Annotated in this window: 18 protein-coding genes; 12 read left to right on the top strand and 6 right to left on the bottom strand. The window is 36.8% G+C overall.

The annotated features are described in order from the left end of the window. The coding region (locus C7H19_RS16470; protein ID WP_181280643.1) for a transposase at window positions 1-331 on the top strand (331 nt) is incomplete at its 5' end. A gap of 307 nt (window positions 332-638) precedes the next feature. On the opposite strand, the gene C7H19_RS16465 is transcribed toward C7H19_RS16470, so the two are convergent. Beyond that, window positions 639-1,790, bottom strand: coding sequence for an NAD-dependent epimerase/dehydratase family protein (locus C7H19_RS16465; RefSeq protein WP_106458012.1), 1,152 nt, complete (start codon window positions 1,788-1,790; stop codon window positions 639-641). Between the two features lie 88 nt (window positions 1,791-1,878). Continuing rightward, window positions 1,879-2,268 carry a DUF423 domain-containing protein gene (locus tag C7H19_RS16460; RefSeq protein WP_106458021.1) on the bottom strand — a complete coding sequence of 130 codons (390 nt, stop codon included), beginning with the start codon at window positions 2,266-2,268 and terminating at the stop codon, window positions 1,879-1,881. Window positions 2,269-2,394: 126 nt separating this feature from the next. Here C7H19_RS16460 and C7H19_RS16455 point away from each other — a divergent pair, with 126 nt between their 5' ends. The 9 genes from C7H19_RS16455 to C7H19_RS16415 all read left to right on the top strand — a co-directional run bounded on the left by C7H19_RS16455 (window position 2,395) and on the right by C7H19_RS16415 (window position 12,300). Then, window positions 2,395-3,444, top strand: coding sequence for a Rieske 2Fe-2S domain-containing protein (locus C7H19_RS16455; RefSeq protein WP_106458011.1), 1,050 nt, complete (start codon window positions 2,395-2,397; stop codon window positions 3,442-3,444). 75 nt (window positions 3,445-3,519) lie between these two features. Beyond that, window positions 3,520-4,023, top strand: a complete 504-nt coding sequence (locus tag C7H19_RS16450) for a YceD family protein (protein ID WP_106458010.1) — start codon at window positions 3,520-3,522, stop codon at window positions 4,021-4,023. A gap of 273 nt (window positions 4,024-4,296) precedes the next feature. Next, window positions 4,297-5,667, top strand: coding sequence for a hypothetical protein (locus C7H19_RS16445; RefSeq protein ID WP_106458009.1), 1,371 nt, complete (start codon window positions 4,297-4,299; stop codon window positions 5,665-5,667). A 13-nt stretch (window positions 5,668-5,680) separates the two neighbouring features. Next, window positions 5,681-6,802, top strand: a complete 1,122-nt coding sequence (locus tag C7H19_RS16440) for a DUF1822 family protein (protein WP_106458008.1) — start codon at window positions 5,681-5,683, stop codon at window positions 6,800-6,802. Next, complete coding sequence (locus C7H19_RS16435) at window positions 6,799-9,192, top strand: CHASE2 domain-containing protein (protein ID WP_106458007.1); 2,394 nt, start codon at window positions 6,799-6,801, stop codon at window positions 9,190-9,192. Before C7H19_RS16440 ends, C7H19_RS16435 begins: the two co-directional genes overlap by 4 nt. After that, on the top strand, window positions 9,182-9,940 hold the full coding sequence (locus tag C7H19_RS16430) for a hypothetical protein (RefSeq protein ID WP_106458006.1): 759 nt from the start codon (window positions 9,182-9,184) through the stop codon (window positions 9,938-9,940). The genes C7H19_RS16435 and C7H19_RS16430 overlap by 11 nt, the downstream gene beginning before the upstream one ends. A gap of 106 nt (window positions 9,941-10,046) precedes the next feature. Further along, window positions 10,047-11,066 carry an ABC transporter ATP-binding protein gene (locus C7H19_RS16425; RefSeq protein ID WP_106458005.1) on the top strand — a complete coding sequence of 340 codons (1,020 nt, stop codon included), beginning with the start codon at window positions 10,047-10,049 and terminating at the stop codon, window positions 11,064-11,066. Window positions 11,067-11,074: 8 nt separating this feature from the next. Then, window positions 11,075-11,956, top strand: coding sequence for an ABC transporter permease (locus tag C7H19_RS16420; RefSeq protein ID WP_106458004.1), 882 nt, complete (start codon window positions 11,075-11,077; stop codon window positions 11,954-11,956). 17 nt (window positions 11,957-11,973) lie between these two features. Next, window positions 11,974-12,300: a hypothetical protein gene (locus tag C7H19_RS16415; RefSeq protein ID WP_106458003.1), complete on the top strand. Its 327-nt coding sequence runs from the start codon at window positions 11,974-11,976 to the stop codon at window positions 12,298-12,300. A gap of 50 nt (window positions 12,301-12,350) precedes the next feature. On the opposite strand, the gene C7H19_RS16410 is transcribed toward C7H19_RS16415, so the two are convergent. The 4 genes from C7H19_RS16410 to nadA all read right to left on the bottom strand — a co-directional run bounded on the left by C7H19_RS16410 (window position 12,351) and on the right by nadA (window position 19,154). Then, entirely contained in the window at window positions 12,351-13,715 is a 1,365-nt protein-coding gene (locus C7H19_RS16410) for a sensor domain-containing diguanylate cyclase (RefSeq protein WP_106458002.1), read from the bottom strand. Further along, entirely contained in the window at window positions 13,702-14,106 is a 405-nt protein-coding gene (locus C7H19_RS16405; protein ID WP_106458001.1) for a response regulator transcription factor, read from the bottom strand. The genes C7H19_RS16410 and C7H19_RS16405 overlap by 14 nt, the downstream gene beginning before the upstream one ends. Further along, window positions 14,103-17,723: a GAF domain-containing protein gene (locus C7H19_RS16400; protein WP_106458000.1), complete on the bottom strand. Its 3,621-nt coding sequence runs from the start codon at window positions 17,721-17,723 to the stop codon at window positions 14,103-14,105. Before C7H19_RS16400 ends, C7H19_RS16405 begins: the two co-directional genes overlap by 4 nt. Window positions 17,724-18,185: 462 nt before the next feature. After that, complete coding sequence (gene nadA / locus C7H19_RS16395) at window positions 18,186-19,154, bottom strand: quinolinate synthase NadA (RefSeq protein WP_106457999.1); 969 nt, start codon at window positions 19,152-19,154, stop codon at window positions 18,186-18,188. A gap of 85 nt (window positions 19,155-19,239) precedes the next feature. On the opposite strand from nadA, the gene C7H19_RS16390 reads away from it, so the two are divergent. Next, entirely contained in the window at window positions 19,240-19,974 is a 735-nt protein-coding gene (locus tag C7H19_RS16390) for a cobalt-precorrin-6A reductase (protein ID WP_106457998.1), read from the top strand. Between the two features lie 2 nt (window positions 19,975-19,976). Continuing rightward, window positions 19,977-20,261, top strand: coding sequence for a DUF2470 domain-containing protein (locus C7H19_RS16385; RefSeq protein WP_106457997.1), 285 nt, complete (start codon window positions 19,977-19,979; stop codon window positions 20,259-20,261). The last annotated feature ends 277 nt before the right edge of the window (window positions 20,262-20,538 follow it).

Below are 20,538 nucleotides of genomic sequence, written 5' to 3'. Positions count from 1 at the left end.
AAAATCCTTTGCCGCAGCTGTAGGAGCAGGACAAGACAAAATTATCCTTTTGGTTCTTGACCGCGCTGGATGGCATATGAGCGAGAAAGTTGAGTTACCATTAGGCATCTTTTTTGAGCCTTTACCTCCTTACTCTCCCGAATTACAACCAGCCGAGAGACTTTGGGCTTTGGCTGATGAGCCTTTGGTCAACAAGAGCTTTGAAACTCTTGATGCTTTGGAAGTGGTTCTCGCTCAACGCTGTCATGTTCTTGCACAAATGCAACCTCAAATTCAAGCTTTGACTAACTATCATTGGTGGCCAGATCCAGAAGTTTTCAAGGCTGGATAAAACCTCTTTGTATACAATGGCTAATAACTACGGATTTGGTATAATTGAGCAATCTTGACCATTTTTCCCAATGCGAAAACCAAGCTAAGTGGGCTATGTTGCAAGAAAAATTATGGGTCTTAGGAACTAGGACTCCTGGCGTGTGGAGGGAAGGTAAGACTCGCTATCTTTCGGGATAGAAAGCACATCCCGTTGAAACAGCAAGCCCACGCTGTATGCGTAGCAAAGCGCGATGGGTAGTTCACTAGAGTCACTAAAGCCAAAAATTTATATTAAGGTGGGTCTTGCCCACCTTATATGATATGCTCTATCTTTTCCAAGTCACTTTAGGTAAAATATGATTCATGTCTACTCGATCTTTGTATTTAATCGAGAAATTCAGTAGAGAATCTAAAAGAGAATCCGATAGATAATGAGGTTCTAAACCTAAATCTAATAATTTTGTATTTTTGGCATTAAAGTAATGTTCTTCCAGTTCAATTCTCGGATTTTCGAGATTATTGATCTCAACATCTATACCCAGTGAAATACCAGCTTGTTTAACTTTTAGGGCTAAATCATTAATACTGAATAATTCCGTAAATTGGTTAAATACGCGGAATTCGCCTGAATTGGCTGGGTTAGCGATCGCTAATTCCATACATCGCACAGTATCCCTAATATCCAAAAATCCTCTTGTTTGTCCACCTTTTCCGTATACTGTCAGAGGATGAGAAATCGCCGCTTGAATACAAAAACGGTTTAAAGCAGTCCCAAATACTCCATCATAGTCAAGACGGTTAATGAGCATTTCATCCATACCCGTTTCATCGGTGAGAACTCCATAAACCACACCCTGATTTAAGTCTGTTGCCCGTAGTCCCCAAATACGGCAGGCAAAATGAATATTATGGCTATCATGAACTTTACTCAGATGATACATACTTCCTGGTTGTTTCGGATAGGGAAGTGTATCTTTACGTCCGTTGTGTTCGATGGTGATGTAACCTTCTTCAATATCAATATTAGGCGTTCCGTATTCGCCCATCGTTCCCAGTTTAACCAAGTGAGCATCTGGGAAATCTTCTTTCATTGCGTAGAGAATATTCAGTGTTCCAACAACGTTATTGACTTGTGTCATCACCGCGTGTTCACGATCGATCATCGAAAAAGGCGCGGAACGTTGCTCACCAAAGTGTACGATCGTATCTGGTTCAAACTGACGTAAAGATTTACTAAGGAACGCATAATCGGTAATATCACCAATATACAGATCAATGTGTTTCCCCGTTAAATCTTTCCAGCGTTGTAACCGTTGTTGAATTGGAGCGATCGGAGTTAATGTATCAGCCCCTAATTGAGCATCCCAATGCCGACGAATTAAATTATCTAATATTCCGACTTCATAACCACGATTTGATAAATGTAATGCAGTTGCCCAACCGCAATAGCCATCACCGCCAATAACCAGGACTCTCATACTATACTTATCACTGATCAAGTGTATTTGTTACTCTTTCGGTAAATTTATCAGGTTATGGCCTCTTCTGGCACACTTATTTCTGGTTTTAGGGTGACGGTTTAGCGGTAAATGCAGCACTCACAATACATCCCCAACCGATTAAAAATGCAACTCCCCCTAAAGGCGTAATTGCTCCTAACCACTTAATACCACTCAAGGCTAAAGCATATAAACTACCTGAAAAAAGAACAATACCGACTAAAAAAGCTATACCCGCCACATTTAAGGAACTTTGTCCTGTTTGAGACTGACTTAGAAAAAGAGCAACCAATAACAAAGCCAACGAATGATACATCTGATATCGAATTCCAGTTTCAAAAATTTCTAAGGCTCGTTCTGTGAGACGATCTTTTAAGGCATGGCTGGCAAATGCCCCACCAGCAACGGCTAAACCCGCTAAAATAGCACCTAATCCTAGAAAAATAGATGATTTCATCACTAAAATGAGCATACGTTTAACTGTATTTTATCGGCACTTCAGAAGACTATCAATGGGTTTTATGATCAGTAATAAAGGAGGCATAAAAAAAATTTGGACTGATTTGAGGAGGTTGCTGAAGTAATGTCAACCCTATTACGGGATTTCTGGTACATAGCGATGCCAGGAAAAAATCTAAAAGTAGGTCAACTTGTCGGTAAGAAAATGTTAGGCGATCCAATTCTCGTCGGACGACGGGAGGATGGTCAAGTCTTTGCTATGCGAGATATTTGCCCTCATCGGGGTATTCCTCTACATCACGGTTGGATCGAAGGTGATGGGGTTTGCTGTTGTTATCATGGCTGGAAATTCAATACAGAAGATGGAAAATGTTCTCATATCCCATCGATGACGGAATACGATAAGTTAGACATTCAACGCATCCAAGTACAAAGTTATCCTTGTCGAGAAGTTCAAGGGAATATCTGGGTTTATATTCCTGAAGATTTTAAACGGGGGATTAATGAATTAGAATTACCTTCTGTGCCGATAATTCCAGGTTTTGGCGAATCACTTCCTCATATTTCAGAAACTCTTCATTTTGCTTGTCATATCGATCACGCAGTCATCGGGTTAATGGACCCCGCACATGGGCCATTTGTTCATACTTCTTGGTGGTGGCGTAGCGGACCGAGAAAATTTAGAGTTAAAGAAAAGCTTTATGAACCTATTCGACAAGGTTTTCGTCTTGTTCCCTATGATATGCCAGTTAGTGCTAAACCTTATAAGCTTTTGGGGAATAACATTTCGATCGAGATTATTTTTGAATTACCTTCGGTGCGAACTGAAATTTTAAGAGGCGATCGTTATCAAGCTTGTTCCTTTACTACGGTGACTCCTATTGATGAAACTCAGTGTGAAGTCCATCAGAGTTTGTATTGGACAATTCCTTGGATGGGGATGTTTAAACCGATTTTACGTTCTCTAACTTTACAGTTTTTAGGGCAAGATCGAGATGTGGTAATTAAACAGCAAGAAGGTTTAGTTTATAATCCATCGTTAATGTTAATTGATGATGCTGATACACAAGCGAAATGGTATTACCGTCTTAAACAGGAATACTCCCTATCCCAACAAGAAAACCGTCCGTTTAAAAATCCGATCGATGCTAGAGTCTTACGCTGGCGAAGCTAAAATCTTTCTAATCCGCTTCGATAAATTGTTACAATTATTCTAGCCGTCTCCTTTCATGTTGGAGTGACCTCCGGAATGGATGCCATTTATATTCCTCATCTTCTCAAAGCAACTGATCATAAAAGAGTGATTCTCCTTGATGATTTTATTTCAGAACTTGAAACCCTCACACCCATTCGAGGTAAACTCGCTATTCGTCACGGTGGCACTTTTCTCGATGTTTTTGTACAAGCAGAAACCATCATTACTTTAACTTGCGATCGCTGTTTACAACAATACAATCATCGTATTTCTCTACAAACTTCCGAAATTATTTGGTTAGATGACAACGCCGATCAAGATAAATATATTCCTCTAGAAAGAGAAGTACCTATGGAAGATTTATCAGAAACTCTCCCATCTGATGGTCATTTTGATCCCGAAATCTGGCTGTATGAGCAATTATCCCTCACGATGCCTTTACAGAAACTCTGTGGAAAAGATTGTCAACCGCCATTAATTACTCTCGAAGATTCTAAACCTAATATTGATAGTCGTTGGGCATCTTTAGAGGCTTTCAAAAAACAATTACATCCGTGAAGCTCTCTTTATCCCAAGCTTCCTAAACTCATTTCGTTAATTAAATGCTAACTAATTAGCATATTTCTTATATTTTGTCAAGCATTTTTTTGAAGAAGAAGGATCATAATTTTGCATAACCTATTTTGCTCTAGAAATATATATTGACACTTGCTAGAGAAATGAAAAAAGTCACAAATGTAACAATGCTTTTTTCAGAAGAGCGACTAAATCATGCTCTACAGATCATAATTAAGGAGGTTATATCGTCTATGACTGAAATTTTATGACCCTATGAGCGCAGTAAGAAATTATTGGACATTTAATCGACTCAATAGTCAAGGAAAAATAAAAATTGAAGAAATTGCTCAAGCTAAAAGCTTTATTAAACAGCAATGTTCGACGAAAGCGAATCAAATTCCTTTTTCAGACTCGATGATGCAACGTCATCTTTTTGCTTTACTCGCGCAAAAGGAATCAACAGTCGGTTTAATCGCTCAAATTTGTTTACGCTGTTTTATTTCGGAACAAATTAAACAGGTTTGTATTAACCTTGAACGACAATTCGGCCAAAACTATCAATTTAATCGTTATGACCTATTTCCTTTTGTTTTAGATGATACTCTAGACGACTTGAAACACAAAGGAGCAACGGAATATAAATCTATGGCTACTAAAATTTTGCAAACTTTCGATCCTAAACTGGCTAGTTTATCAACTTGGACAACTCGGTTAGTTCGTTATGAGCAAAATTTAAACCGCTTTTTAAAAGAATGTGGTCTTGATTTGATTAGCGATTGGGCTATCCTCAATGATACAGATCCTAAACAACAAGAGCGCATTTTTAAAGAGTTCCATCATCAAAATGATGCAGCGATCGCCCAAGCTAGTCTATTATTAAAAGCCTATCACACAATCTATCGTCAAAAGCGATTAGAAAACCGAAAAGCAGGAATTAAGGGAAAATGCGTTACACCATCGTCTGAGCAATTACAACAAATTGCGATGTTTTTAGGGTTGTCTTTGACTCCAGAACAAACCCTGACTCAGTTACAAGATTTAGCAGAACAACTACGGCAATATCGGATCGCTGTTAGACGAGGTAAACTAAAACAAGAATCTTTTGATCATTCTGACATTCTTCTTCAAGTTGAGTATCAACAAGTTACAGAAAACTATGAAGACTTAGACTCTTTAGCACAAGAAGAATTCTTAAATCGTTATCTTCAGCAATTTTTGACTTGCTTAGAACAAGCGATCGCATTTGTTGTCCCTCAATGGTTGAATTTACAAAAAGTACCCAAAAAACAACAATTTCTCACAGCCCTAAAATTATTTCACTGTCAAGGTTATTCTATGACAGATATTGCTCTTGCTATCGGTTTAGAAAAACAATATCAAGTTACTCGTTTGATGCAACTTAAAAATTTTCGTGCCGATATACGACAACATATGTTACAAAATTTGCCCCATCAAATCATCGAACTCGCGGCTATTTATACTAATCCTGAGCTACTTCAAAAACAAGAAAAACAAATTGAACTAGCACTAGAAGAACAAGTCACCACGATGATTGAAGAAGCTGCAGCCGAAGCTAGTATGGCTAAAAATCGTCCTGTAAAAAGTATTTTTGCTTGCTCCCTTTGTCGTTATCTTAACCACTAAATGAAAACTTATTATGATTAGTTCTTCAAACCTTTTTCTAGATTACGCTAGTTCATCTGTTGATACGATCGCATTGACTCCCGAACAAATAGAACAAGCTGCACAATTGAGTTTTTCTCTTCCTGAACTCGATCAACAATGGCAATCTTATTTAAATCATCTTGCTCTATCGGGTTTTCAGGAATGGCTCAATCAAAGAGATCCCGCACTCATTCTCGATCAGTCTCTTTTGTTTAGCACATTAAACACAATTTGTCAACTAAAAATCGGGGAATTTAAGCTATGTTTATTAACTCAGGGAACGCTAGATGATGAAATCATAACAATAGCGAGAACAGCGCTCGAATCTCCGAAAGATATTGCTCATTTTTATGTGTTGGTGAGTGTTGATGAAGAACAAGAACAAATCGTCATCGAAGGATTGATACGTTACGATCAATTACAACAATATCAGCGATCGGGAAATTTAATAGTACAACCCGATGAAACCTACGAAATTTCTTTAGCTTGGTTTGATCAAGATATTAATCATTTATTGTTATATCTTAGATGTTTAGAGCCTTCAGCGATTCAACTACCCAATATTGTCGCACCAGAAGAAACTCAACCGATTTCACCACTCATGAGTATGATCAATGTGGGGTTATGGTTACAAGGTAAATTAGATGAATTCTGCGAAGGTTTATCATGGACACTGTTACCAACACCTGAACTTGCTACCGTTTCTTTTCGTAATCTTCCGACATTTGACATTATTCTTGAGGAACTTCAACAACGAGGAATGTCAATACCTAATACCGCAAGAGGAGCATCACAAAACATTAGTATAAACGATTATTCATTACAATTATATGCTTTAGCTTGGTTAATGGAAGAACAAACCGAATGGTCATTATTATTAATTTTAGGTACATCGAAATCGAATCAAACTTTACCCGAAGGATTAAAACTACAAATTAGTGATGGTACAGGAATTTTAGGAGAACAAGAAGTAACAGCAAATAGTGAGCAAAGCTATCTTTATACAAGGGTTATTGGTGAACTTGACGAACAGTTTATCACGACGATCGCTTTAAACAAAAATAATACTCTGACCCTACCTCCTTTCACCTTATATTCTGAACATACATCATGAAAAGTCATGTTTTACGACTTAAGGTTACTCAAATTGAGCAAACTTGTTTGTTTGAATTATTTTGGGGAAACGGACAACAAGTTCAAGCAAATATTACTTATCCTGAAACGCTGCGACAATCTTATCATGTTTGGCAACGTGCCTATATTCGATATTATCAAAATTATCAAAATAACATGAGAGGACGTATACAAGATCAAGGTAGCATGATGCCACTCGATCCCTATGCTCATCTCGTACAATCCGAAAATCAATTATTAACAATATTCAAAACATGGTTAAATAGTGAACAACTTTTAAAAATTCGGACAGAAATTACGACAATCATTAGAAAATGGGTTAAAGAAACGAAAATAGAGCAAATTCATCTTTTTCTAACTTGTTCATCTATTGAACTAGAAAGACTTCCTTGGGAAGCTTGGGAACTTGAAACAGAAATCGTTGCACCTGTGTCGATCCGTTTAACGCGAACTCCCATCAACATTCGTTCAACTCATGGGACAAAGAGAGATCATTATTGTCATAGTGGTGCAAGGATCTTAGCAATTTTTGGCGATCGTACAGGACTCGACTTTAATAATGATTTTAAAGCATTGTCTTCTATGTCCAATTTAGCAGAAATTAAAATTCTTGCTCAGACTGAAGATCAATCCATTACTCAATTCAAATCAGAAATTTGTCAGACGATTTGTGATCCTTTAGGATGGGATATATTATATTTTGCAGGTCACAGTCAAGAAACTGAGCTAACAGGTGGAGAACTTGCGATCGCTCCACGTACTACCATTTCAATTCGTGAAATTACACCTTATTTAAAAATAGCACAAACAAAAGGTTTACAATTTGCTCTGTTTAATTCTTGTTGTGGGTTGAGTATTGCTAATGCTTTGATCGATTTGGGTTTAAATCAAGTTGCTATTTTGCGTGAACCGATACAAAATAGTGTAGCACAGGTCTTTTTTGTCAAGTTCCTTGAAAGTTTGGCACAAGAAAAAAATGTTAGTGATGCAGTCTGGGACTCTTGTCAATTTCTTAAACACAATAAAAACCTAGAATATCCTTCAGCTTATTTAATTCCTTCACTCTTTTGTCATCCTGAAGCTACTTTTTATAAAATTGAGCAGATGGGATGGAAATCATTTTTAAAACGATGGTTGCCTAACTCTCAACAAGCGATGATTCTTAGTTTTTTAATCTTACTCAGTTTATTTCCTTCAATTCAAGCATTTTTACTCGATAGACGAATAGTCGTACAAGCGATTTATCGTGAGATAACCCGTCAAATTCCTCCAAATATAACTCCACCAGTTTTATTAGTTTCTATCGATGATGAGTCATTTAATAAAGAAAAAATTACCGAAATAAATCCCCTCAATCGTAAATATCTTGCGAAATTAATTGATAAAGCTTCTACACTTAATGCTAAAGTGATTGGCATAGATTATTTACTTGATCGTCCTCAAGGCGAAAATGATAAGACTCTCGCTAAATCAATCGAAAATGCTAGAAAAAATTATCAAATATCATTAATTTTTGCTGCCCTAGAAAAAGGAGAAAAAGAAATCGGTATTATTCCTGATATTGCCAGTCTAAAATCTGTCATGCAAGGTTCGATTACATCTTCTCTTATTTATCTTACTTTGCCCAATGATTGCACTAATATTTGTCCTTTTAGTTATTTAATAGCTGTTAATCATGCACTGTTTACCGATGGTCTTACTTTCTCTCAAATAGCTAATCAAAATAATTATAAAACTGAAATATTAAATTTTTTGGCTGAATCTAAAACAGAGAATTATTCACTGAATTTTCTTCAAACTGTACAAATTAACCCGATTACTCAATTTAGCGAATACTTTCAACAACGTTGGTTACAACCGATTATTGATTTTTCATTACCACCAGAAAGCGTTTATCAAAAAATACTTGCATGGCAATTATTAGACAAAAAAAATATAATTAACGGACAAGTTATTTTAATAGCATCGGGTGGCTATTCAGAAGCTGGAATTGATGGCGAAAAAGATTACTTTAATCCTCCTTTGGCGTTCGTATTTTGGCAGGATTCAGATGATAGTATTACGGGTGGTGAAATACATTCTTACATGATTCATCATTGGCTGACGCGACATATCATTATTCCTATACCCGATCTTTGGATGCTTCTGATTGCTGCCATATTTGCTCAAGCGATCGCGTTACAATTAGAGTCTTTTTCACTTCAACATAAAGGATTAATCCTTAAATTATTTAGTGTAAATCTTCTCTATATTCTGCTCAGTATACAAATTTATATTACTTTTAAAATTATTTTCCCTTTGTTTTTGCCATCACTAGCTTTTTGGTTCTATATTTTACCATCTTTAAGGAAGTCATTGTATGAAAAATAAACCCCTAAAAATACAAATATTATTATTAGTGATAATGTTGATTATCGGCTTGACAAAACAATCATTTAATTCAATAGTGAGAGCTTCAACTGTTCAAATTAAACAAAGTCAACCGAGTCCAAGTCCAACTCCACAAGTTAAAAGAAAAAGATCAACATGGTCAGCTATTTTAAACCTTTTTAAAACACGCAAAGAGCCAAAATTAGGCTCACGGGGAGTTTGCCCAGTTAGTCCAGGGATACTAGAAGAAAAAAATGTTATTTGGCACAATAATCCTCTTTTTCTGTGGCAAGGAAACCAACCTTTAGAAATTCGGTTGTATAGTCCGTTCGATCCAAAACAAGAACAGACAATTTTATGGAGTCAAATTATTACGACAGCATCACCCGAAAAAACTTTTCAAGGAATTCTCTATACTGGAAAAGTGCTACAACCAGGACAGATTTATGATTGGGAAATATTCAATCAAGCTGATAAATCAATATGGCGACGTAGCTTTAAAGTAATGGGTTTAGAAGAACGAGATGTCATCACTAAAGAACTAAAAAGCATAGAAGCTCAACTAAGATTAGAACAAGCAACCGATGAAGAAATTGCTTTAGAACGAGCGAACTATTTTGCTAAATTAGATATGTGGTCAGATGCTTTACAGGAAATGTCTTCTGTAGAAAATCCTTCTGAAGAATTAACCCAAAAAGTACAAGAATTGTTAATCTATATTTGCAATCCTCCGAAAACTGCGGAGTAAGTCACTTGACGAGATTAAAAAAGTTCCACCCTTTTCGCGTAATGAAATGTCAAAATAGAGATATAGAAGAATTGTATAGATTTGTGTAGCCTCTTTGAATGCAAATATGACTCCTGTTGTCATCATTGATCATCTAAAAAAACGATATGGCTCGGTAGAAGCTGTCAAAGATATTTCTTTTGTCGTGCCACCTGGCGAAATATTTGGTTTACTCGGCCCCAATGGTGCGGGGAAAACCACGACGATTCGTTGTCTGTGTACCCTCGCTAAACCCGATAGCGGCACGATTCAAGTGGGGGGTGTATCCGCCATCGATAACCCCAAAGCGGCGCGGCGAAGACTCGGTTATGTGGCGCAGGAGGTGGCAATTGATAAGGTCTTGACAGGGCGAGAATTACTCAATTTACAGGCGGCACTCTATCACTTACCTCCTAAAACCGCAAAAACACGGATCGAAGAACTCATAAAATTACTGGGGTTGCAAGACTACGCCGACAACAAAGCGGGTACTTATTCTGGAGGAATCCGAAAACGTCTCGATTTAGCCGCCGGTTTACTCCATCAACCCGAAATTTTAGTTTTAGATGAGCCGACGGTAGGTTTAGATATCGAAAGTCGGGTGATTGTTTGGGATTTCCTCCGCAAACTCTCGGAATCTGGTACAAGCGTTCTGATTACCAGTCACTATTTAGAAGAAATTGACGCTTTAGCCAATCGTCTAGCGATTATTGATCATGGTGTGGTAATTGCCCAAGGTACGCCATCTGAGTTAAAAGATCAAATAGGAGGCGATCGCATTACGTTACGAATTCGAGAATTTACCGCCCCTGAAGAAGCAGAAAAAGCCAAAACTTTTCTTACTCCTTTACCTTTTGTCGAAGAAGTCATCGTCAACCCGTCTCAAGGCAACTCTCTTAACCTCATTGTTACCCCTCAGAGTAATCCTTTAAGTAAAATTGAGCAAACCCTCTTAAATTCTGGTTTACCGATTTTTAGTATGGCGCAATCTCGTCCCAGTTTAGATGATGTCTATCTTGCTGCGACTGGCAGAACTTTGATGGATGCAGAAATCGCGGCGCTCGGAATGCGAGATTTAAAAGCAGAGAAAAAACAAGAAATGAAATAGGAATAAATATGAGTCAAACCCTAACACCTTCTAAACTAACCCCGAATCCTTCTTTTACTGAATTAACCGATTCTTCCAACGAATTTGGCGAATTTATTCAAGAAACCCTCGCCTTAACCAAACGTCTTTTTATACAACTACAACGTCGCCCCTCAACTTTGATAGCGGGTATCATTCAGCCTTTTATGTGGCTTATTTTATTTGGTGCTTTATTCTACAATGCCCCACAAGGTTTATTTGGCAATGATCTTAGTTATGCTAAGTTTCTTGCACCAGGAATCATTGTATTTACGGCTTTTTCGGGGGCTTTAAATGCAGGTTTACCCGTTATGTTTGACCGAGAATTTGGCTTTTTAAACCGTTTATTGGTCGCTCCTTTGTCTTCTCGTTATTCTATTGTTGCCGCATCTACTATTTATATTATCGCCCTCAGTTTTGTTCAAACGGCGGTGATTATTTTAGCGAGTGCGGTTTTGGGAGCAGGTTTACCCAATGCACTCGGTTTAGCTATGATTGGTTTAATTGTCTTTCTCGTTGTTTTGGGAATGACGGCGTTGAGTTTAGGTTTAGCTTTTGCTTTACCCGGACATATTGAATTGATTGCAGTTATTTTTGTGACCAATCTACCATTATTATTTGCAAGTACCGCCCTTGCTCCATTATCATTTATGGCTAACTGGTTACAGGTGATTGCTAGTCTTAATCCTTTAACTTATGCGATCGAACCCATTCGATATATTTATTTTAATTCCTCTTGGAATTTGAATAGTATAGTATTAGAAACGCCTTGGGCAGATATTAGCTTTGGGTTAGTTCTTCTAATTTTACTAGCTTTTGATGCACTGGTCTTATTGGCGATTCAACCTTTATTACGTCGTCGTTTTGCTTAAATATTTTCAGGTAAATTATGAATAAAATCACTCTCACGTTAAGTTTAAGCCTGTTGATGAGTCTAGGATTTTTTACTGAGTCTAGTCTAGCTCAAGCCAACGCTAACACGAATAATGGCTATCAAGACAATGAACAAGATGCTTTGACAGGTGGCACATTTGGCAATTCTTTTAATCCGATGGATTTAATTCATAACTCCAATTTCCGTCGGAGTCGGAATTCATCGGAATTTCAAGAAGATACAAATAGTGAATTGCAAAATGCAGCTGACAAATTTAAACGTCAACAACAAGAAAGTATGCGAAATAAACCAGTAACAACACCTTCAACTCAGGGAAATTAACCCATGATAATTGATGACGTGGGGTTTGGTCTCCAAACCCTATTTAATCATTAATTCAATAAATTTAAAATATAGCAATTACGCCCGCTATTTTTCGCCTGATAAAGACCTAAATCCGCCATTTTTATCAAATCTTCAGGGTAATTTGTCGGTGTCGGAAATAAGCTAGAAATCCCTTGACTAATCGTCACATATTGACTAACTGTTGATAGAGGATGGAAAATTTTTAGATCTTCGATCGCCATTTGTATTCGTTGTGCGACTTTAATTGCACCATCACCATTGGTATTTGATAAAACAATAGCAAATTCTTCACCCCCATAGCGTACAGCTAAATCGGCTGGTCTTCTAATGGTATTTTGCAGGACTTGGGCAACTTTTCTTAAACATTCATCACCTCGTAGATGCCCATTACAATCATTATATAATTTAAAATAATCTACATCACAAAGGATTAAAGAAATCGGTAATTTTTCTCTTTTAAGTCGTTTCCATTCATACAGTAAATACTCATCAAATTTACGACGGTTAGCTAATTGGGTAAGTTGATCAATTGTTGCTAGTTTTTCTAATTCATATTTAGCGTTTTCTAATTCTAATGTTCTTTCAGCAACTTTTTGCTCTAAAGTTTGAGAATATTCTTTCAATTGTTCATAATATTGTACAGTTTGAATCGCGGCGGCAATTTGAGAAGTTAAGGAAACAATTAATTTTAAATCTGATGTTGTATAAGTCATGGTTTCAGGATGACTTATATTAATTACACCTATAATTTCATTTTGAATCGTTAAAGGCGCACAAATTAAAGAACGGAATTGAGTTGTACCTGGACTATATCTTTGATCAGTCAAAACGTCATTAATTATTTCAGGATTTCCCGATTGTAAAACATAATTAGCAATTCCTAAATAATTTTTATCAGCCGCTTTCTTCGTTACTTTATCTCGACCTGTAATTAAAGTTTCTAACTCTCCTGTTATTGAATTGACTAAGATAACTGAAATATAATCAACATTAATCAGTTTTTTAACTTCTTTATAAATAACTTGAACAACTTCTTCTACTTTTAAACAAGTTGATATTTTTGAGGAAAGATCATAAAATAAGTTAATTTCTTCGTATTTTTCTAATATTTCTTTTGCTAAAGATTTTTTTTCAAATTCTTGTTGTAACGTAAAATTTAAAATATTTCTAATAATTTCGGCTTTTTCATCAATACTTTGCAGCCAACATAATACTTGTCCTTCAATCTCAATGGGACGCTGATAAGTAAAAGCAGAATTATCTTGCCCTAATAAATAATTATTTTCTGTATCACAAATACTAATTTCTATCTTTAGCTGTTCTTGTAACTGCTCAAGAATGGCTAAAATATTCGGCTTTAATAAGATTTTTTTTAAATTAATTTGAATCATCCTTTTCTTTAATAAACCCCAAAACTTCTAAAGATTTAACGAAAACTTCTTTAGGTCTAAATGGCTTAGTCATATATAAATCCGCACCTACAGCAATTCCATTTTTTTTATCAAATTCTTGACCTTTTGCAGTTAGCATAATGATATAAATACTATCCATTTGAAATTCATTTTTAATGATGCGGCAAACATCTAATCCACTGAGTTTCGGCATCATGACATCAAGAAAAACTAAATCGGGGGTTTCTTGTTTAATAATGTCTAAGGCTTCGAGTCCATTCTTGGCCGTTAAAAGAGTAACATCATAGTCATCTTCTAATTTTTCTAAAGCTTGTTCCATCAAAATTAAGATATTTGGTTCATCGTCAACAATGAGAACTTTTTTACTCATAAATTATCCTCAAATAAACGATTAATAGACTTCATTTCTTCATGTATTTTGATCATTTCTGGCATCACTGGCATACTAATAAAAAATGTGCTACCTTGTCCTAAAACACTTTCAACCCAAATTTTACCGCCATGATGTTCAATAATTTGTTTACAAATTGGTAATCCTAAACCAGTTCCTTTGGGTTTATCGGTTAGAACATCTCCCCCTTGTTTAAAACGTTCAAAAATTACGTCTTTATATTCGTCTGGAATACCAACGCCTGTATCACTAATACTGAACAATAACTGATTTCCTTCAAGTTTTGCCCGAAAAGTTACAACGCCTTGATCAGCAAATTTGACGGCATTAGAAATTAAGTTAAGTAAAACTTGAATAAAGCGGTTTTCATCAACTAAAATCACTGGTAAATTAGGTTCAATTTCTTGAATAAAAGTGATTTGTTGATTTTGAAATAAAGGTTCAGTAGTAGCGATCGCTCGTTGAATCATTTCTAGAGGAGAAGTCGGATGAATATCCCACTCTATTTGGCCTGCCTCCATCTTAGCAATATCGAGAACGTCATTGATCAAATCTGTTAGCCGTTCTGCTTCTGAGACAATAATGTCAATATTTGTTTCAACTTTATGTAAAGCTTTGTGAGCTTTTGTATTATCTGTTGCGACTGAAGGTATAATCACATCTCTAAGTTTTTCTTTAATCAAAGAAGCAAAGCCTAAAACGGAGGTTAGAGGTGTTCTTAATTCATGAGAAACATTCGCCAAAAACTCAGTTTTCATCCGATCAATTTCTCTTTCTACAGTGACATCTCGAATTAAAATCACTGATCCCAAACATTGTAAACCCTCATCATTTTGAGAATCTTTAATAATACTCGTCGCTAAAGCCTGTCCTTCTCTGCCTTGATCTAAGTCTACTTCAGCCGTCACGACTTTTTGTTGACATCGTTCGCTTTGTTCTACCAATTGTACGAGTTTTTCACTAAAAACCGTAGCGATATGTTTTCCAATTAGATTAACTTGTTCTAGGCGGAACATCGATAGTAAAGTTGGATTAAAACGAGTAATCCGTCCCAAAATATCAATAACGAGTAATCCATCTGCTAAATTATCGACAATTGCGTTTAAATCGGCTAAAGTTGTTTCTAATTCCTGAGATTGTTTTTTTGTTTGAGTTAATAACTGCGCTTGATAAACACCGACTCCTAATTGATTGGCAATTTGGTCTAATAACGCAATTTCTCGCTGTTTCCATTGCCGACTTTTGGTATTTTGATAAGCTCCTAATAAACCCCAAAGTTTATCGCCAACAAAAACAGGTACAACCACAAAAGCTTTGACTTGAAAATGTTCTAAAATTCCGATATGACAATCAGTGAAACCCATCTGATAAATATCATCAACCGCAAATATTTCATGATAGCGGTAACGCCCTCCTTGGGTTTCCTGAAGATAGGTATCTTCCCAAACGGTTTTTAGTCCTGGAGACCAAATTAACGGCCGCCATTCTTCACTCATCGACTCATAAAGAAATTCACCGCTCCAGTCTTCATAAAAGCGATAAACAACAACCCGATCACAATTGATAATTTGTCGCACTTCTTCGGTTGTTGCGCTAAAAATGTCTTCAACATTGAGTGTCTGACGTATTCTCTCAATTACTCTGGCTAATGCTTTTTCTTGGGCGGCTACATGGCTAAGATGTTGTTTTTGAGCTTCTACTTGTCCTAGTGCAGTTTGTAATTCTTCGGTGCGTTTCCGAGTTTGAGCGAGTAATTTAGCCTGTTGCAGGGCTACCCCTAAGTTGGTGGCAATTTTGCTAACAAATTCGATTTCTGATTCTTGCCAATGACGCGGACTTTCACACTGATGTATACAAAGTAATCCCCATAAGGTTTTTCCGATCAGTAATGGGGCTACGAGATTTGCTTTAACTTGAAACCGATTTAATGTCGCTAGATGACAGTCTGATAAATTCGCTTTTTCAATGTCATTCACTGCCCAAATGCGATTTTTTTGGTAATAAGTCGCGTGTTTTTCCCCAAAACAATGATCGTGGACTTTTGCCGCAAGAGCCGAGTGAAATCCAGTTTTGACATCTTCGGCAATAAAAACCCCATCCGTGTAGCGTTCATTTTGAGTGAAGTAAAAAATAGCAACTCGATCCGCTTGGAGAAGTTGGCGTACTTCTGTGGCCGTTGTTTTAAAAATTGTATCAATGTCTAATGTATGACGGATTTTATCAATAACTTGTGTTAAAGCTTTTTGTTGTTCTTTTTGGGCTTCGACTTGTGCTAGGGCTAGTTGTAATTCTTGCGATCGCGCTTGAGTTTGCGCTAGTAATTCCGCTTGTTGTAAGGCGACTCCTAAGTTAGTGGCAATTTTGCTGACAAATTCGATTTCTGATTCTTGCCAATGACGCGGACTTTCACACTGATGTATACACAGTAACCCCCACAGTTTTTCGCCACTTAACAAAGGTGCAACAAGATTGGCTTTGACTTGAAAGCGAGCTAAAATAGCGATGTGACATTCGCTCATTTGAGCAGTATCGATGTTACTAAGCGACCAAATTCGCCCTCTTTGGTAAAAAGTTGCATAATTTTGTCCAAAACAATGATCGGCGACTCGTTCGGATAAGACAGAGTGGTAGGGGGCTAAAACGGCTTCGGAAATGAATTCGCCTTCTACCCAATCGGTTTCTGGGATAAACTGATAAATGGCAGCGCGATCGGTTTGTAAGAGTTGACGAACTTCTGTAACGGTGGTTTGAAAGATTGTCTCTAAATCTAATGTCCGACGAATTTTATCTATAACTTGTGATAACGCCCGTTCTTGTTCAAATTGCTGTTGAATTCGTTTGAGATATTCGGTTTGTTGTAGGGCGACTCCCAGTTGAATGCCGACTTTTTGTAATAATTTTACTTCGTCTGTTTGCCAATTTTTCGGGCTACTATGTTGGAAGGCGGCTAGTATTCCCCACAAGGTTTCACCGAGAAATAGAGGAACAGCAGCAAAAGAACGAATCTCAAAAAGGGTAATTGTTGAACGGTAACAGATGGAAAAACGCTCATCTTTTTCTGTATCATTGGCGACACAAGGATGATTTTTTCGTAGTTTTCCACCTTTGGTTTCCATCAAATGATCATCATTCCAACTTCTCCCCACCAGACGAGGAAAGGGTTTAGGATCAGATTCAAAGATAAAATCCCCGCCGTAATCTTCCCGAAATTTATAAATCGTAATGTGTTCAACGGCAAGAAGTTTTTGGACTTCTGTTGCTGCTGTTTGGAATATAATATTAATATCGAGGGTCTGACGGATTTTATCAATGACTAATGAGATCGATCGCTCTCGTTCGGCTTCTTTTTTTGAATCATCGTTACGTTTTGCTAATTCTTCACTTAAAGCCGCTTGTAGTTTTTCTTCGCGCTGTTCACTCTGAGCGAGTAATTGTGCTTGTTGATCTAGTAATTCCGAAACGTTTTCTAATTCAAATAATTCTCTAGCTTGATTGAGCAGACTTAGTAAGATTTTTTGTCTAATCAATTGCTGCTTTGAATAGGGATGAGATGGTATTCCTATAATTTCTTGGGTAAATAATTTATCTTCCGTCATTTCAATAATTCACCTCTCCACTATCTAACACTCAACTTTAATTATTGTAGTGTTTAAGTCTAAAGAAATGAGCTAAATTTTTTCTTTAAACAACATCACCCAAGACCTACTCTTCAGTTGACTTCTTCCCTTTTGCGAGATTTCACGGAGTTGTAATTAATTCTAACTCCCTATCTACCTAGTTTGAAGAATAATCTGTTTTCGGTTTGGGTGATGTTTTCGGTTAACGAGACAGATGGTAGGTAAATTAAACAGCGCGGTGTACCTCTTTTTGACTTTTTATTGGTTTGGCTGTTCTCTTTGCCAGAGAAGCTTTATTACTTCTATATTCAATTTATCATTTTTACAGGATTAGTCTAGACCTTTATACAAAAATTGATGTTAGTGTTAGCATTAACTCCAAAAATGATTAAGAATTGTAAAAAATTAGCTCCTAATTTCGCTTTTTTTATAAATTGTTTTTCACGACATTAAGAGCATTTTTTGAATCGGACGTAAAGCTTTTTGTTGAATGTCTTCGGGTAAGGTAATTTCTGGTTGTTTATTTTTCATCGCTAAATATAATTTTTCTAGAGTATTTAATCGCATATGAGGACATTCATTACAAGCACAATTATTAATTGCTGGTGCGGGAATAAAGATCTTTTGAGGTTCTTCTTTTTGCATTTGATGAATGATGCCTGGTTCCGTCGCCACAATAAAGGCTTGACTGGAACTTTTTTGACAATAGTTTAGTAATGCTGTTGTTGAACCGATATAACTTGCATGACGCAAAATAGCGGGTTCACATTCGGGATGAGCAATGATTTCGGCTTCTGGATGTTCTATTTTTAGCTGAATAATTTTTCTTTCGGAAAAGGTTTCATGAACGATACAACTTCCTTGCCAGAGGACTAAATTACGTCCCGTTTGTTCCATGACATATCGTCCTAAATTTCGGTCTGGTGCAAAAATAATCTGCTGATCTAAAGGAATTTGATTAACGATTTTTACGGCATTGGAACTGGTACAAATAATATCACTCATGGCCTTAATCTCGGCCGTACAGTTAATATAAGAAATTACCAGATGATCGGGATATTTCGCTTTAAACTTAGAAAATTCTTGGGGAGGACAACTATCGGCTAAAGAACATCCAGCATTTAAATCGGGCAATAATACTAATTTATCAGGATTTAATATTTTAGCTGTTTCGGCCATGAAATGAACACCCGCAAAGACAATGACATCCGCATCTGTCATCGCCGCTTGTTGAGATAATCCGAGAGAATCGCCAATATAATCCGCAATATCTTGTATATCAGGGTCTTGGTAATAATGCGCCAGTACAACAGCGTTTAAATCTCGTTTTAAGTCATTAATAGCTGTAAATAAGTCGTCTGGTATTAAATGATCTGAGTTACTTTTTTGGGTTAGAAGGGTAGTTAGCACAGTTTACAAATCTTTATGGTTTTTTTTACCATAATAATCACAACAGTTCATCTAATATAACAATTTTTCGAGGCTAAGTATTGAAATGAGTATTTGGTTAATTGGGGGAACGAGTGACAGTGCTATTCTAGCCGTAGAAATGGCGACTCATGCTATTCCTTGCATCGTAACAGTAACCACCCAAAGCGCGAAAAACCTGTATCCTGAGTCTCCCCTATTAACCGTAAAAATTGGTAAACCCGATCAAAGTGAGAAAATAACAGCTATTGTCGATGCGTCTCATCCTTATGCTACAGAAATATCACGAATAGCGATCGACTTGGCAAATCAAAACAAAATACCTTATTTGCGTTATGAACGACCTAAAATAGAAGATCACTCAGTCAATGAAATAGACATTGAGACACTGTTACAGGGTGATTATCTATCCGGACAACGTGTCTTACTAACGATTGGTTACAAAACTTTACCATTATTTCAACCTTGGCAAAATCGAGCAACCCTTTATACTAGGATTCTTCCTGTTGTAAACTCGTTATTAGTGGCGAATGCTGCTGGTTTTAGTCCTGATCGTATTATCGCCTTACGTCCTCCGATTAGTCCAGAATTAGAAAAAGCCCTTTGGTTACAGTGGAAAATATCACTCGTTGTCACCAAAGCATCAGGAAGAGAAGGAGGAGAAGACATCAAACGGTTAGTCGCAAAAGAGTTGAATATCCCGTTGCTAGTCATTGCTAGACCAAAAATATTCTATCCTCAACAAACCAGTAAAGTATCCCAAGTCATCGCCTTTTGTCGTCAACATTATAAGATAAAATAATTATGTCTGATCCGATTACTCCCGCTATCAGCGATCGCATTTGCCAACACATGAACGAAGATCACTCCGAAGCGATCGTGCTTTATGCTAAAGTCTTTGGTAAAACGCCCGATGCTCAAACCGCACAAATGTCATCTATTGATCCCCAAGGAATGAATTTAGCCGTACAAATTAACGGGGAAACAGTACCGATTCGAGTAGAATTCGATCATACACTCAAAGATTCTGAAGACGCTCATCATACCCTAATTGATATGGTTAAAGCAGCAAGGAAAGGATCAAGCTAAAATCCTCATTTGACTAACCAAAAAAACCATATTCAGTAAAATATAGCAATTCTTCGCTTTTGGACGCGCCCGTATCGGTGAAGAATGCTTCTAGAGTTTTTTCGTCAAGTTCTTCCTTAAGACTTTCATGGGAAAAAATTTTATTACCATAAAAACTAAAAAAATGCCATAAAATCTATCTTGTGATAAATTTGCTCGTCTGAAAAATACTGCCACAGAATGAGGTTTTAGGGTTTCGATCTTCGTCAGAGTAGAGGTCGATGCACTCCTAAGAGGA

The sequence above is a fragment of the Aphanothece hegewaldii CCALA 016 genome (assembly GCF_003007785.1).
In the GTDB taxonomy this organism is placed as follows: Bacteria; Cyanobacteriota; Cyanobacteriia; order Cyanobacteriales; family Microcystaceae; genus Chroococcus; species Chroococcus hegewaldii.
The sequence above is the reverse complement of the archived record's forward strand: the minus strand, read 5'-3'. Positions and strand labels throughout refer to the sequence as shown.